At 72.7% G+C, this 13,690-nt stretch carries 11 protein-coding genes; 7 read left to right on the forward strand and 4 right to left on the reverse strand.

Annotation, left to right across the window (positions count from 1 at the left end; all coding sequences use genetic code 11):
• The first annotated feature begins 1 nt into the window (after position 1).
• Both ACIBP6_RS05595 and ACIBP6_RS05600 read left to right on the forward strand, forming a co-directional pair.
• Entirely contained in the window at positions 2 to 268 is a 267-nt protein-coding gene (locus tag ACIBP6_RS05595) for a DUF6504 family protein (RefSeq protein WP_165969877.1), read from the forward strand.
• Complete coding sequence (locus ACIBP6_RS05600) at positions 268 to 3,924, forward strand: DNA polymerase III subunit alpha (RefSeq protein WP_397049318.1); 3,657 nt, start codon at positions 268 to 270, stop codon at positions 3,922 to 3,924. Before ACIBP6_RS05595 ends, ACIBP6_RS05600 begins: the two co-directional genes overlap by 1 nt.
• Before the next feature lie 72 nt (positions 3,925 to 3,996).
• Here ACIBP6_RS05600 and ACIBP6_RS05605 read toward each other — a convergent pair whose 3' ends face one another.
• Positions 3,997 to 4,728, reverse strand: a complete 732-nt coding sequence (locus tag ACIBP6_RS05605) for a DUF4328 domain-containing protein (RefSeq protein ID WP_397049066.1) — start codon at positions 4,726 to 4,728, stop codon at positions 3,997 to 3,999.
• Positions 4,729 to 4,774: 46 nt separating this feature from the next.
• Complete coding sequence (locus ACIBP6_RS05610) at positions 4,775 to 5,422, reverse strand: response regulator (protein WP_397049068.1); 648 nt, start codon at positions 5,420 to 5,422, stop codon at positions 4,775 to 4,777.
• 96 nt (positions 5,423 to 5,518) lie between these two features.
• Here ACIBP6_RS05610 and ACIBP6_RS05615 point away from each other — a divergent pair, with 96 nt between their 5' ends.
• Both ACIBP6_RS05615 and ACIBP6_RS05620 read left to right on the forward strand, forming a co-directional pair.
• Positions 5,519 to 6,190 (forward strand): ABC transporter ATP-binding protein, encoded by a 672-nt coding sequence (locus ACIBP6_RS05615; RefSeq protein WP_397049070.1) that lies wholly within the window; start codon positions 5,519 to 5,521, stop codon positions 6,188 to 6,190.
• On the forward strand, positions 6,187 to 8,130 hold the full coding sequence (locus ACIBP6_RS05620; RefSeq protein WP_397049072.1) for an FtsX-like permease family protein: 1,944 nt from the start codon (positions 6,187 to 6,189) through the stop codon (positions 8,128 to 8,130). The genes ACIBP6_RS05615 and ACIBP6_RS05620 overlap by 4 nt, the downstream gene beginning before the upstream one ends.
• A gap of 57 nt (positions 8,131 to 8,187) precedes the next feature.
• Here the strand turns inward: ACIBP6_RS05620 and ACIBP6_RS05625 are convergent, their stop codons facing one another.
• The gene (locus ACIBP6_RS05625; protein WP_397049074.1) at positions 8,188 to 9,189 is read right to left on the reverse strand and encodes an LLM class F420-dependent oxidoreductase; all 1,002 of its coding nucleotides are present in this window, start codon (positions 9,187 to 9,189) and stop codon (positions 8,188 to 8,190) included.
• A gap of 80 nt (positions 9,190 to 9,269) precedes the next feature.
• Here ACIBP6_RS05625 and ACIBP6_RS05630 point away from each other — a divergent pair, with 80 nt between their 5' ends.
• Complete coding sequence (locus ACIBP6_RS05630) at positions 9,270 to 10,700, forward strand: sulfatase (RefSeq protein ID WP_397049076.1); 1,431 nt, start codon at positions 9,270 to 9,272, stop codon at positions 10,698 to 10,700.
• Positions 10,701 to 10,704: 4 nt separating this feature from the next.
• On the opposite strand, the gene ACIBP6_RS05635 is transcribed toward ACIBP6_RS05630, so the two are convergent.
• Positions 10,705 to 11,406 carry a FadR/GntR family transcriptional regulator gene (locus ACIBP6_RS05635; protein WP_397049078.1) on the reverse strand — a complete coding sequence of 234 codons (702 nt, stop codon included), beginning with the start codon at positions 11,404 to 11,406 and terminating at the stop codon, positions 10,705 to 10,707.
• 87 nt (positions 11,407 to 11,493) lie between these two features.
• On the opposite strand from ACIBP6_RS05635, the gene ACIBP6_RS05640 reads away from it, so the two are divergent.
• Both ACIBP6_RS05640 and ACIBP6_RS05645 read left to right on the forward strand, forming a co-directional pair.
• Entirely contained in the window at positions 11,494 to 12,225 is a 732-nt protein-coding gene (locus ACIBP6_RS05640) for a (Fe-S)-binding protein (RefSeq protein WP_397049080.1), read from the forward strand.
• Positions 12,222 to 13,670 carry a lactate utilization protein B gene (locus ACIBP6_RS05645; RefSeq protein ID WP_397049082.1) on the forward strand — a complete coding sequence of 483 codons (1,449 nt, stop codon included), beginning with the start codon at positions 12,222 to 12,224 and terminating at the stop codon, positions 13,668 to 13,670. Before ACIBP6_RS05640 ends, ACIBP6_RS05645 begins: the two co-directional genes overlap by 4 nt.
• The last annotated feature ends 20 nt before the right edge of the window (positions 13,671 to 13,690 follow it).

Genomic DNA, 13,690 nt, shown 5'->3' on the forward strand with positions numbered 1-13,690 from the left:
CTTGAGCAGACTCTATGGCGATCCGATCGAGGTGTGGACCAGAGACGGGGAGCCGGCCCAGTTCGTCTGGCGTGACCGGCTCTACCTGGTCCGCCGTGTCCTCGACAGCTGGGTGGTCGCGCGCGAGTGGTGGAAGACCGGCGAGGGCGACCCCGGCGAGCGCCGCTTCTGGCGCGTGGAGGCCAGCCCCGGCCGCGAGGTCGGCTCCTACGAGCTGCGTTACGACACCGCCGGCAACGGCTGGCTGCTCATGAGGGCGTGGGACTGATGGCCGCCCCGTTCCCGCACCTGCACGTGTGCTCCGCCTACTCCATGCGTTACGGCACCGCGTTCCCGGGGGCGCTGGTGGGCCGGGCGCTGGAGCACGGGATGGACATCCTGGCGCTGACCGACCGCGACGGCCTCTACGGCACGGTCAAGCACGCCCATGCGTGCGCCGAGGCCGGCATCGCCCCGGTGCTCGGCGTCGACCTGGCGCTCGCCGTGCCCGCCTCGGCGTTCACGCCGGTGCCGGGGATGCGACCGCCCCGCCCGCGCACCGCCCCCCAGCAGGAAGACCGCGTCACGGTGCTGGCCCGCGGCAAGGGCTGGTCCCGCCTGTGCCGCCTGGTCACGGCCGCGCACCACGCGGGAGAGCGCGGCGCGCCCAAGGTGACCCGCGAGCTGGTCGGCGAGTGGGCCGGGGCGGCCGATCCGCGCGGGTTCGGCGCCGACGACGGCCTCGTGGTGCTGCTCGGGCCGCGCTCCGACGTGGGCCGCGCGGTCGCCGAGCGGCGCGACGAGCACGCCAGGACGCTGCTCGGGCTGTGGCGCGCCGCGGTGCCCGGCGTGGTCGTCGAGCTGGTCGACCAGTACGGCTTCCGCGACGCCAACACGGCCGTGCGCATGCTGGGCCTGGCCGAGTCGATGGGCGTTCCCGCCGTGCTGACCAACGCCGTGCGCTACCTCGACCCGGCCGACCACCAGGTGGGCGACGTGCTCGACGCCGCCCGCCAGCTCGTGCCGCTGCATCCGCGCCACCTCGACCGCACCACCTCCCACGCCTACCTCAAGAGCGGCAAGGAGATGGCGCAGGTGGCCGCCAAGGTGTGCGCGGGCGACGGGGAACGGGTGACGCGGCTGCTGGCCACCACCCGGCGGCTGGCCGAGGCGTGCGCGATGGACCCGCTCGACCTGCTCGCGCTGCGCAACAGCCCGCCCGCCCTGCACCTGCCGGAGGTCGGCGGCGACCCGGTGCCGATGTTGCGCGGGCGCGTCGAGGACGGCCTGGCCAGGCGCGGTCTCGGCCGCTCGGCCGAGGCCCGGCGGCGGCTGGCCGACGAGATGGCGATCATCGAGCGCAAACGCCTGTCCGGCTACTTCATCGCCGTGGCCGGCATCACCGACATGATCCGCGGCATGGGCATCCGCTGCGCCATCCGCGGCTCGGGCGCCGGCAGCCTGGTCAACTACCTGATCGGCATCGGCGAGGTCAACCCGCTCGACCACGGCCTGCTCATGGAGCGCTTCCTGTCGGAGGGCCGCGTCGGGCTGCCCGACATCGACGTCGACGTCGAGTCGGCCCGCCGCCTCGACTGCTACCAGGCCATCTTCGACCGCTACGGCGAGAGCCAGGTGGCCTGCGTGTCCATGATGGAGACCTACCGGGCGCGCAGCGCCATCCGCGACGTCGCCGGGGCGATGGGCCTGCCGCCGCACGAGATCGACGCGATCGCCAAGGCGTTCCCCCACATCCGGGCCAGGCAGATCACCGCGTCCCTGCACGACCTGCCCGAGCTGCGCGAGAGCCGGCTCGGCGAGGCCGGGCTCGACCGGGTGTTCCGGCTGGCGGAGCGGCTCGACGGGCTGCCCCGGCACATCGCGCTGCACCCGTGCGGCGTGCTGGTGGGCAACGCCGGGCTGCGCGACCGCACGCCGGTCGAGCGCAGCCTGCTGGAGTTCCCGATGTCGCAGTTCGACAAGGACGACGTGGAGGAGGCCGGGCTGCTCAAGCTCGACGTGCTCGGCGTGCGGATGCAGTCGGCGATGGCGTACGCGCTGAGCGAGATCGAGCGCGTGGACGGCGTCGTGGTCGAGCTCGACCGCCAGAGCGGCGACGACTCCGACTCCCGGCCCGGCGTCCAGTACGTCCCCCACGACGACCAGGACACCTACGACATGATCTGCGCCTCCCGCACCCTCGGCTGCTTCCAGATCGAGTCGCCGGGCCAGCGCGAGCTGGTGGCCAAGCTGGAGCCGCGCAAGATCCACGACCTGATCGTGGACATCTCGCTGTTCCGGCCCGGACCGGTCAACTCCGACATGGTCACCCCCTACCTGGAGGCCCGGCACGGCTGGCGCAAGCCGTACTATCCGCACGAGCGGCTGCGTGAGGCGCTGAAGGAGACCCACGGCGTCGTGGTCTTCCACGAGCAGGTACTGAAGATCATCTCGGTGATGACCGGGCGCGACCTGTCGTTCGCCGAGATGTTGCGGCGCACGCTCGACACGCCGGAGGGGCGCGACCGGGTGCGCCGGGTGTTCGTCCCGCTGGCGCAGGCCAACGGCTTCGACGACGCGGCCGTGGAGCGGGCCTGGAAGGTGCTGGACGCGTTCGGGGCGTTCGGGTTCTGCAAGGCGCACGCGGCGGCGTTCGCGATGCCCACCTACCAGTCGGCGTGGCTGAAGCGGCACCACGCGGCGGCGTTCTTCGCCGGGGTGCTCACCCACGAGCCCGGCATGTACCCGCCGCGCGTCATCATCGACGAGGCCCGGCAGTGCGGGGTGAAGATCCTGCCCCTCGACATCAACAAGTCGGGCCGGCACTGGCAGGTCGAACACCTCGGCCCGCGCGTCCGCGTCCGCGTGCGCCCCTCCGAGCTGGGCCCCGCCGCCGACCCGCGCCGGCGGGTCGACGACTTCCGGATCAGCGAGATCGGCAAGGGGTACGCGCTGCGGGTGCCGTTCTCGGCGATCAAGGGCGTGAGCGAGGCGGAGGTCGATCGCATGGTCGCCGGGCAGCCGTACACGTCCATGGCCGACTTCTGGGATCGCGCCCGGCCCTCGCGGCCGACGCTCGAGCGGATCGTCCAGGTCGGCGGCCTCGACGCGCTGCACGACCTGCACCCGGGCGGGCCGCGCTGGCGGCCGGGCGAGCTGACCCGCCGCGACCTGGTCGCCCGGGTGGGCGAGCTCCACCGGCTCTCGGCGGCAGGAGTGCGGACGGGCCCGCGCAAGTCCCGGCGTCACGGCCCCCACGCGGCCGGCCCGCCGCCCGGCACCGAGGCCGTGCAGCTCCCGCTCGGCTTCAGCGAGCACCTGCCGCCGGGGGAGCTGCCCGAGATGACCGAGACGGAGATGGTCGAGGCCGAGCTGGAGATCCTCGGCATCGACGTCAGCAGGCACGTCATCAGCTTCTACGACGAGCTGCTCGACGAGCTCGGCGTGGTACGTTCCAAAGATCTTCTCCACCGGCGCAACGGGCAGGAGATCCTGGTCGCGGGGGTCAAGGTGGCGACCCAGACGCCCGCCGTGCGCTCGGGCCAGCGGGTCATCTTCACCACGCTCGACGACTCGACCGGGCCGGTCGACCTGACGTTCTTCGAGTCGGTGCAGGGCAGGTGCGCCTCGACCGTGTTCGGCTCGTGGCTGCTGCTGGCCAAGGGGGTGGTCCGGCGCACGGGCACGCGCGCGGTGTCGTTGCGGGCCGTCGACTGCTGGAACCTGGCCGACCTCGCCGCGCTGTGGCGCTCCCGGGGCATCGAGGAGGTCCGCGCGCTCGTCGCCCGGACGCCGGAGGAGTCGGAGGCGGTCGGCGGACGCGCGATCGAATACGCCAACGGCTTCCGCCTGTCGCCCTACGCCGACCTCGGCCCCGCCGTCACCACCCCGCCCGGCCGGCTGTGGCACGCCAGCCCCGGCAGCTCCGGCCCCACGGCCGCCTGACGCTCCTCACCGACGGCGGCCGGCCCGGGGCGTCTGACGCTCCGCACGTGCCTGGCCGCGCGGTGAGCGCGTCTAGCCCTCCTGGAGGGCGTTCGGCTGGCCGATCGGGGAGGAGCCCTGGGCCGGGTGCGGGGCGAACGCGCGGACCCCGGCGGGCTCCGCCGGGCGGCCCGAGCGGGCGGCCCGCTGCAGGCGGGTCAGCTCGCGCACGGTGGCCGCGCACAGCAGCGCCGCCAGCGCCGCGCAGGCCAGCTCCGGCACCCCCACCCCGGTCAGGTCGCCCTCCGAGGTGCCCAGCGGCAGCCGGATCGTGATCAGCGCGAGCGTGGCGAGCCAGCTCAGCCACCAGCCCAGCAGCAGCGCCAGCCACCGCCCGCGGCCGCCCGCCGGGGGCCGGGTGCCCCGCCACACCGCGTCGACCAGCACCGCGGGGGCGAACAGGTTGACGCCGGGCACCAGCCACGCCACGGCGACCGGCCCCGTGGCGGCCGAGCGGTCGTTGGCCTGCCGCGCCCGCACCAGCCACGTCACGTACGCCACCCCGGCGGCGATCGAGGCGCCGGCCACCAGCATCATCAGCACCGCGAACACGGTCACCGCCCCCACCACCGCCTCGGCGTCGGCCCCTTGGGGACGCCCGCCGAACGCGGCGAGCCGGGCGGCGAGCTCACGGCCGCGGGACTGTTCGAAGGTCACGAGGGCGCCGAGGGAGAGCACCTGAGCGGCGAGTGTCACGTATACGGCCGAGGCTGCTCTCGCCGGCACTGCCTGGGTGTAGCGCACCTTGATCTCCCCCCGGGCCATGCGCTGAGGTTCTCATTCACTTGTATCCCGGGAGCCCCTCGGTTAATCAGCTCACCACGCCGGATTCCCACGCCCAAGCAGCGATTTCCACCCGATTACGGACGCCGAGTTTGGCCTGGATGCTGCCCAGATGCGTCTTCACCGTGGACAGTGACACGAACAGCTCCGCGGCCACCTCCTGGTTCGTCCGCCCCCTGGCGACCAGGCGCACGACGTCGAGCTCGCGCTCGGTCAGCGGGTCGCGCGTGGGCGGTGCCGTGCGCCGGGGCTTGGACAGGTGCTGCAGCAGCCGTACGGTCACCGACGGCGACACCAGCGCGTCGCCCGCCGCGGCGGCCCTGACGGCCTCGATCAGCAAGGTGGGCCCGCTGTCCTTGAGCAGGAACCCGGTCGCGCCGGAGCGCAGGGCTCCGTAGACGTACTCGTCGAGGTCGAACGTGGTGACGATGACCACCCGCAGCGGGTTCTCCACGCCCGGCCCGGCCAGGGCGCGGGTCACCTCCAGGCCGTCGAGCTTGGGCATCCGGATGTCGAGCAGGCACACGTCGGGCCGCAGTCGCCTGGCCTCCGCCACCGCCTCGGCGCCGTCGGACACCGCGGCCACGACCTCCATGTCCGGTTGCGCGTCCAAAATCATCTGGAAGCCGGTACGCACCAGGTGCTGGTCGTCGGCGATGAGAACCCGAATAGTCACGGCCCCAACTCTAAGGAGCGGATCGGCCGTTCGGCCGAGGGAGTGTGGACGCACGGCCGATCCGGCGCATGAGGGCCGCGCGCGAGTCTGGTCGGCATGAATGACGTGCTTGTCGGACGGGCCCTGGTGAAGCGGTTCGGGCAGACGGTCGCCCTCGGGGGCGTGGACATAGCGGTACGAGCCGGGGAGGCCGTGGCGATCATGGGGCCGAGCGGGTCCGGCAAGTCGACCTTGCTGCACTGCCTGGCCGGGATCATGAAACCGGACGCGGGCGAGGTGCACCTGCAGGGGCAGCGCATCGACACGATGGGGGAGCGCAAGCGCAGCGAGCTGCGGCGGACGAGATTCGGCTTCGTCTTCCAGTTCGGCCAGTTGCTGCCCGAGCTGCCCGCCGAGGAGAACGTGGCGCTGCCGCTGATGCTGGGCGGCGTGCCGAGGAGCCAGGCGGTACGGCAGGCCCGGGAGTGGTTCGGCCCTCTCGGCCTGCAGACCATGGAGACGCGGCGGCCGGGGGAGCTGTCCGGCGGCCAGGCGCAGCGGGTGGCCATCGCCAGGGCGCTGGTGAGCAGGCCGGCCGTGGTGTTCGCCGACGAGCCCACCGGCGCCCTCGACCAGCGCACCGGGCACGACACCATGCGGCTGCTGGTGGAGGCGACCAAGCACAACGGCGCCGGCCTGATCGTGGTCACCCACGACCCGAACGTGGCCGGTTGGTGCGACCGTACCGTCGAGGTCCGCGACGGGCAGCTGGCCGGGGTGCGCGCGTGAACCTCGCACTGACGTGGCGGCTGCTCAAGGGCGGCGGCCGCCGCGGGATGCTCGGCACCTGGCTCACGCTCGGGGCGGTCGCCGTGTCGACGGCGCTGCTGCTGTTCGCCATCGCCGCCAACTTCGCCTTCCAGGCCAGGGCCGACCGCGGCGCCTGGCGCAATCCGGTCCCGGCCTCCTCGGGCGCGGTGGCGGTCGAGAAGTCCCGGTACGACTTCGTCCGCGACCAGGTGATCACCGTGGTCGACCTGGCCGCGCTGGGGGAGAAGGCCCCGGCGCCGCCGCCCGGCCTGCCCCGTTTCCCGCGTCCCGGCGAGGCGTGGCTGTCGCCCGCCCTGGCGGAGCTGGCCAGGGAACTGCCCGCCGACCAGCTGGCCGCGCGCTATCCGCGCCAGGCGGGCGTGCTCGGCGACGAGGCGCTGGTGTACCCGGGCGAGCTGGTCGCGGTCGTCGGCCACGCCCCGGACGCCCCGGAGCTGCAGGCCCCACCCGGCGACGCCGTCGTCGGCCGGACGCCGGTCAAGGTCGCCGACCTGGAGGGGCAGGCGAGCAACGACGCCGACACGTACGGGGCGCTCGCCGTCATCGCGAGCGTGCTCATGGTCGTGCCGCTGCTCGTCTTCGGGGGCGCGGCGGCCCGGCTCACGGTGGCCAGACGTGACCAGCGGCTGGCCGCGCTCCGGCTGGTCGGCGCGACGCCCGGCCAGGTGGTGCTGATGACCGTGGCGGAGGCGATGATCGTGGCGCTGGCCGGCGCGCTGGCCGGGACCGTCGCCTACATCCTGGCCGCGCCGCTGCTGGCCGGGATCGAGATGCAGGGCGGCCCCTGGTTCACCTCCGACGTCTTCCCCCACCCGCTGGTCATGCTGGCGGTGCTGGTCGGGGTGCCGCTGGTGGTGGGCCTGTCGGCGGTGGCCGGCCTGCGGCGGGTGGTCGTCAGCCCGCTCGGCGTGGCCAAGCGCGAGACGCCGCCCGGCATGCGGTTCGTCCGGGTGCTCGCCCTGCTGGCCGTGCTCGTCGCGTACCCGGTGCTGACGCGGGGGGAGAACGCGGGCGTCGCGATCATCGCGGCGGTGCTGGCGCTGGCGTTCCTGTGCGTGAACCTGGTCGGCCCCTGGGTGGTCGGCCTGATCGGGCGGATCACGGCCCGGCTCGCCCGCGGGCCGGTCCGGCTGCTGGCCGGCCGCAGACTCGTGGACGACCCCCGCTCGGCCTGGCGGACGGTGAGCGGCGTGGCGCTGACCGGGTTCGTGGCCGGGTTCGTCGGTCTGCTCAGCCCCGCGGCGTTCGACCAGGGGCCGGCCGGGCCGCCGGAGCTGCGCGTCGTCGCTCCTGCCGGGCAGGTCGAGCAGATGGCCGGGCAGGCCCGCGAACGCCTGCGGGAGGCCGGCGTGACCGCGACCGTCGAGCCGGACAAGAGCGTCGTCGTCGCGGCGCTCGGCAGCTCCGCCGACGTCGCCACGGTCGACCGGGCCCGCACCGCGCTGGCCGGCATGGCCCCGGGCCACACGCCCACGACGCAGGACGACGACACGCGGTTCAGCGACCAGCTCTTCGCCGACATCCGCGTGGGGACGGTCGTCGTGCTGGCGGTGTCGTTCCTGGTGGCCGTCGCCAGCTCGGGGATCACCGCCATGTCGTCGGTGCTGGACCGGCGGCAGACGTACGGGCTGCTGCGCCTGGCGGGCACGCCGCTGTCGGTGCTCGACAAGGCCCGCCGGGCCGAGACGCTGATCCCGCTGACGGTGATGGGCGGCGGGGCGATCCTGGTGGGTGTGTTCTGCGCGCTGCCGTTCATCAGCGTGGGGATGAGCTCGGCGGGGGCGATCACGCTCGGCGTGTGCATCGTCGCCGGGTTCGCGGGCGTGATCGGGGCGGGGGCGCTGAGCCGCCCGCTGCTGAAGGCGGTCACCGCCGACCCGGCTCCCCGCCCCGACTGACCGGCCGGCTCCCCGGCCCGGCTGAGCTCCGGCGGCCCGCCCCGGCCCGCCGGGAGCTCAGCCCAGGACGAGGTCGCGGACGATCTTCAGGGACGGCTCGTCGCGGGGCCCCATGACGAGCAGGCTGGTGACCCGGCTGCGCCGCCACGGCTCCAGGCGTTCCCTGATCCGTCCGGGCGGGCCGACGAGGGAGATCCCGTCGGCCAGCTCGTCGGGGATCGCCCGGAACGCCTCGTCCCTGCGGCCGGCCAGGTAGAGGGCCTGGATGTGCTCGGCGGCCTCGGCGTAGCCCATCCGGCCGATGATGTCGGCGTGGAAGTTGCGGTGGCGGGCGCCCATGCCGCCGATGTACAGCGTGAGCATCATCTTCACGCCGTCCAGGGCGGCCCGCACGTCGTCGGAGATCACCACCATCACCATGGCGGCCACGTCGAAGCCGTCGGGGGTGTCCGCGAGCGACGCGCCGTACATCTCCTCGATCTTGGAGGGGAACGCGAACAGCGGCAGCCAGCCCTGGGCGATCTCGGCCGCCAGGGCGACGTTCTTCGGCCCTTCGGCCCCGAGATAGACGGGGATGTCGGCCCTGAGCGGATGCGTGATGAGCTTGAGGGGTTTGCCGAGGCCGCCGGGCAGCGGCAGCGGGTAGTGGGGCCCTTCGCCGATCACCGGCTCCTCGCGGCGCCACACCTTGCGCATGATGTCGACGTACTCGCGCGTACGGGCCAGCGGCTTGGCGAACGGCTGCCCGTACCAGCCCTCCACGACCTGCGGGCCGGAGGCGCCCACGCCGAGCAGCAGCCGGCCGCCGGTCAGGTGGTCGAGGGTCATCGCGGTCATGGCCGTGGTGACCGGCGGCCTGGCCGAGATCTGGGCGATCGAGGTGCCCAGCTTGATGCGGGTGGTGCGCGCGCCGTACCAGGCCAGCGGGGTGAACGCGTCGCTGCCGTACGCCTCCGCGGTCCACACGGAGTCGTAGCCGAGCCGTTCGGCGGCCAGCACGGATTCGGTCGCGTCGTCGCCGTGGCGCTGCCAGTAACCCAGGTTCAGCCCGAGCTTCACGTGACACCTCCGGAACTAAATTCCATTACGGTCCGTAGCACCCGACGTGTCAATGGGATCTTCCGGGGAAGTCACAGCTTGTGCTCAAGGGTCTCTGCCGTCTCGTCTGCCTGCTGCTGTTGCTGCTGCCGACAGCCGAGCCGACGATGGCCGAGGGTGACTCCCGCCCCAACATCGTCGTCGTGATGGCCGACGACCTGGAGTTCGGGACGCTGCCGTACTTCCCGAACATCACCCGGCACCTCGTCTACCAGGGTGTCTCGTTCGACCGGTTCTTCGTGACCAACTCCTGGTGCTGCCCGTCGCGGGCGTCGATCCTGCGCTCCCAGCACGTGCACAGCCACGGCGTGCTGACCAACACCGCGCCCGAGGGCGGGTTCGACCGCTTCCACGCCCTGGGTCTGGAACGCTCCACGATCGGCACCTGGATGCAGCAGGCCGGCTACCGCACGGCGTTGATGGGCAAATACCTCAACCACTATCCGGGCGACACGGCCGCCGAGACGCACGTGCCGCCCGGCTGGAACGAGTGGGCCGTGCCCGTGCGCGCCCTTTACGAGGAGTACGGCTACCGGCTCAACGAGAACGGCGTCGTGCGCGACTACGGCTGGGCCGAACAGGACTACCTGTCCGACGTGCTGGCCGGCAAGACGCGCGACTTCATCGGGCGCTCCGAGCAGCCGTTCTTCCTCTTCCTGGCGCCGGTCGGCCCGCACAACCCGGCCAACCCGGCCTACCGTCACGCGGGCGCCTTCCCGCTGGCCACCGCGCCGCGCACGCCGTCGTTCAACCAGGACGACGTCGCCGACGAGCCGCTCTGGCTGCGCTCACGGCCCAGGCTCACGCCGGAGCAGGTCGTCGAGGTCGACGAGCGCCACCGGCGCAGGCTGCGGTCGATGCTGGGGGTGGACGACCTGGTCGGGACGGTCGTGCGGGCGCTGCGCGAGGCGGGGCAGCTGGACAACACCTACATCTTCTTCACCTCCGACAACGGCTTCCACCTCGGCACGCACCGGCTCAAGCAGGGCAAGACCACGCCGTTCGAGGAGGCGATCCGGGTGCCGCTCGTCGTGCGCGGCCCCGGCATCAAGGCCAACTCCACGGCCTCGCAGATGGGCGTCACCATCGACCTGCCGACCACGATCGCGGCGCTGGGCGGGGCCACGGCGCCGGCGTTCGCGGAGGGCCGCTCGCTGGTGCCGCTGCTGCGGGGCAAGAAGCCGGCGCAGTGGCGCAGGAACGCGCTGATCGAGTTCGTCCGCCCGGCCAACCGCAGCTCCGCCGCCCAGACGCCGGTCCCGGCCTACCAGGCGCTGCGCACCGAGCGGTACACGTACGTGCGGTACGAGACGGGCGAGAAGCAGCTCTACGACCTGCACACCGATCCGTACCAGCTGCGCAACCTCGCCGCCTACGCCGACCCGGCGCTGATCGCCAACCTGGACGCCCGCCTGGCCGGCATGGTCGCCTGCTCGGGCGCGAACTGCAGGCAGGCCGACACGCGGCAGTGACCCGTCAAACCGCGAACAACGACGGGTAGGCGTGCGCCAGGTGCTCCGAGACCGCCCGCGCGGCCTCGTCCGGGTCGCCGGTCCTGACCGCCTCCAGGATGCGGACGTGGTCGGCGCGCAGGACCGAGGTGTCCCCGAGGCGCTGGACGGCCTCGACCGAGTAGCGGCGCATCGAGTCGCGCAGTGAACGCATGATGGCCGCGGCCAGCCGGTTGCCCGAGGCGTCGGCGAGCGCGCAGTGGAAGGCCGTGTCGTGCTCCACGAACTCCTCCGCCGAGCCGGCCGCGTCCATCCCGGCCAGCGCCGCGGCGAGCCCGGAGATGTCGGCGCGGGCGGTGGCGGCGCGCGCGGCGGCCCACTGCTCGATCATGTGCCGGGTGTCGATGACCTCGCGCATCTCCAGGCCGGCCAGGCCGAGGTGGAGCCGGAGCAGGTCGGACAGCGCCGAGTCGGGCCGCGAGGTGAGCACCGCGCCCGCGTCGGGGCCGCGGCCCACCTGCGAGGAGACCACACCGAGGGTCTCCAGCACGCGCATGGCCTCGCGTACCGAGGAGCGGCTGACGCCGAGCTGCTCGGCGAGCTGGCGCTCGGCGGGCAGGCGGTCGCCCGCGGTGAGGCCGTCCTCGGCGATGCGCCGCTCGATCTGGGCGAGAACGTCCTCGAACGTCCGCGTTCGCTTGACGGGACGCCAGCCGGTGCCGTCCAACGAAGCCTCCCTGATGCTGGCCGAGAATCACCTGATTCGGTATGGTCTGACCATACTGTGGTTGAACCATACCCTGGAAGGAGAGCCGTGCGAGTCGCCCTGTTCATCACGTGCGTGAACGACACGCTCTTCCCCGGCACCGGCAAGGCCGTCGTGTCGCTCCTGCGCAGGCTGGGTTGCGACGTCGACTTCCCCGCCGCCCAGACCTGCTGCGGGCAGATGCACGTCAACACCGGCTACCGGGCGGAGGGCACACGCCTCGCGCGGCACTTCACCGAGGTGTTCGCAGGGTACGACGCCGTGGTCGCGCCGTCGGGGTCGTGCGCGGCCATGGTGCGCGAGCAGTACCCGAAGCTGGTCGAGCCGGGCAGCAGAGGGGCGGCGGCGATCGCGGAGGTCGCGCCGAAGGTGTACGAGCTGTCCGAGTTCCTGATCGACGTTCTGAAAAAAGAAGACGTTGGAGCATATTTCCCGCACCGGGTGACATATCACCCGACGTGTCACTCGCTCCGCGGGCTCCGCCTGGGTGACCGGCCCACCCGCCTGCTCCAGAACGTCCGCGGCCTGGAACTCGTGCCGCTGCCCGGCGCCGAGGAGTGCTGCGGGTTCGGCGGCACGTTCGCGGTGAAGAACCCGGCCGTCTCGGCCGCGATGGCCGCCGACAAGACCCGCAGCATCCAGGACACCGGCGCCGAGGTGCTCTGCGCGGCCGACAACTCCTGCCTGATGCACATCGGCGGCACCCTGCGCCGTCAGAAGACCGGTGTGAGGACCATGCACCTCGCCGAGATCCTCGCCTCGACGGAGGACGATTCATGAGCGCGACCTTCATCGGCATGCCAGGCAATTTCCCGGAAAATGCCGCAAAAGCCGTGCAGAACTCGCAACTCCGGTTCAACCTTCGCAAGGCCACGCACACCATTCGCGACCGGCGGGCGAGCGTCGTCGGCGAGCTGCCCGACTGGCAGGAGCTCCGCGCCGCCGGCAAGGCGATCAAGGACCACACCCTGCGCAACCTGGAGCGCTACCTGCTGCGGATGGAGGAGGCCGTCACCCGGGCGGGCGGCACCGTCCACTGGGCGCGCGACGCCGCCGAGGCCAACCGCATCGTGACGGACCTGGTCAAGGCCACCGGCGAGACCGAGGTGGTCAAGGTCAAGTCGATGGCCACCCAGGAGATCGGCCTCAACGAGGCGCTCGCCGAGCACGGCATCGCCGCGTACGAGACCGACCTCGCCGAGCTGATCGTGCAGCTCGGTGACGACTTCCCCAGCCACATCCTGGTGCCCGCGATCCACCGCAACCGGTCGGAGATCCGCGAGATCTTCCTCGACCGGATGCCCGAGGTGTCGCCCGACCTGACCGACGACCCGCCCGCCCTCACCGAGGCGGCCCGGCTCCACCTGCGCGAACGCTTCCTGCGCAGCAAGGTCGCCATCTCCGGCGCGAACTTCATGGTCGCCGAGACCGGCACGCTGGTGGTGCTGGAGTCCGAGGGCAACGGCCGCATGTGCCTGTCGCTGCCCGAGACCCTCATCAGCGTCGTGGGGATCGAGAAGCTGCTGCCTTCCTGGCGGGATCTGGAGGTGTTCCTCCAGCTTCTTCCGCGAAGCTCCACAGGCGAGCGGATGAATCCGTACACGAGCATGTGGACGGGCGCCGTCGAGGGGCAGGAGTTCCACCTCGTGCTGCTCGACAACGGCCGCACCGACGTGCTCGCCGACGAGGTGGGCCGCCAGGCGCTGCGCTGCATCCGCTGCTCGGCGTGCCTGAACGTCTGCCCCGTGTACGAGCGGGCGGGCGGCCACGCCTACGGCTCGGTCTATCCCGGCCCGATCGGCGCCATCCTGACCCCGCAGCTGCGCGGCATGGGCTCGGAGCTGGACGCCTCGCTGCCGTTCGCCTCCAGTCTCTGCGGCGCCTGCTACGACGTCTGCCCGGTGGCCATCGACATCCCCGAGGTGCTGGTGGACCTGCGGGCCAAGGCCCCGCACGCGGCGGCGGAGCGGGCCGGCATGAAGGTCGCGGGCTGGATCCTGAACGACCACGAACGCCTGGCCAAAGCCCAGCGCGCGGCCACGAAGCTGCGCGGACTCGTACCGAAGCGCCGGCTGCCCGGCCCGCTGTCGGCGTGGACCGACACCCGGGACGTGCCGGAGATTCCGGAAGAGTCGTTCAGAGACTGGTGGGAGCGAACCGGACGCGGCGAGCGGAGCGGAGGCCCGACGGAGGAGGGGCTCCGCGGAGCGAGTGAGGAGTGGTGAGCGACCCATGGGCAGGGAGC

The organism is Nonomuraea terrae (genome assembly GCF_044465245.1).
In the GTDB taxonomy this organism is placed as follows: Bacteria; Actinomycetota; Actinomycetes; order Streptosporangiales; family Streptosporangiaceae; genus Nonomuraea; species Nonomuraea terrae.

What these genes read in the sequence shown, in the direction of transcription:
- ACIBP6_RS05600 (WP_397049318.1), top strand. Translation starts at nt 268, where the DNA reads ATGGCCGCCCCGTTCCCGCACCTGCACGTGTGCTCCGCCTACTCCATG.
- ACIBP6_RS05605 (WP_397049066.1), bottom strand. Translation starts at nt 4,728, where the DNA reads ATGGCCCGGGGGGAGATCAAGGTGCGCTACACCCAGGCAGTGCCGGCG.
- ACIBP6_RS05615 (WP_397049070.1), top strand. Translation starts at nt 5,519, where the DNA reads ATGAATGACGTGCTTGTCGGACGGGCCCTGGTGAAGCGGTTCGGGCAG.
- ACIBP6_RS05645 (WP_397049082.1), top strand. Translation starts at nt 12,222, where the DNA reads ATGAGCGCGACCTTCATCGGCATGCCAGGCAATTTCCCGGAAAATGCC.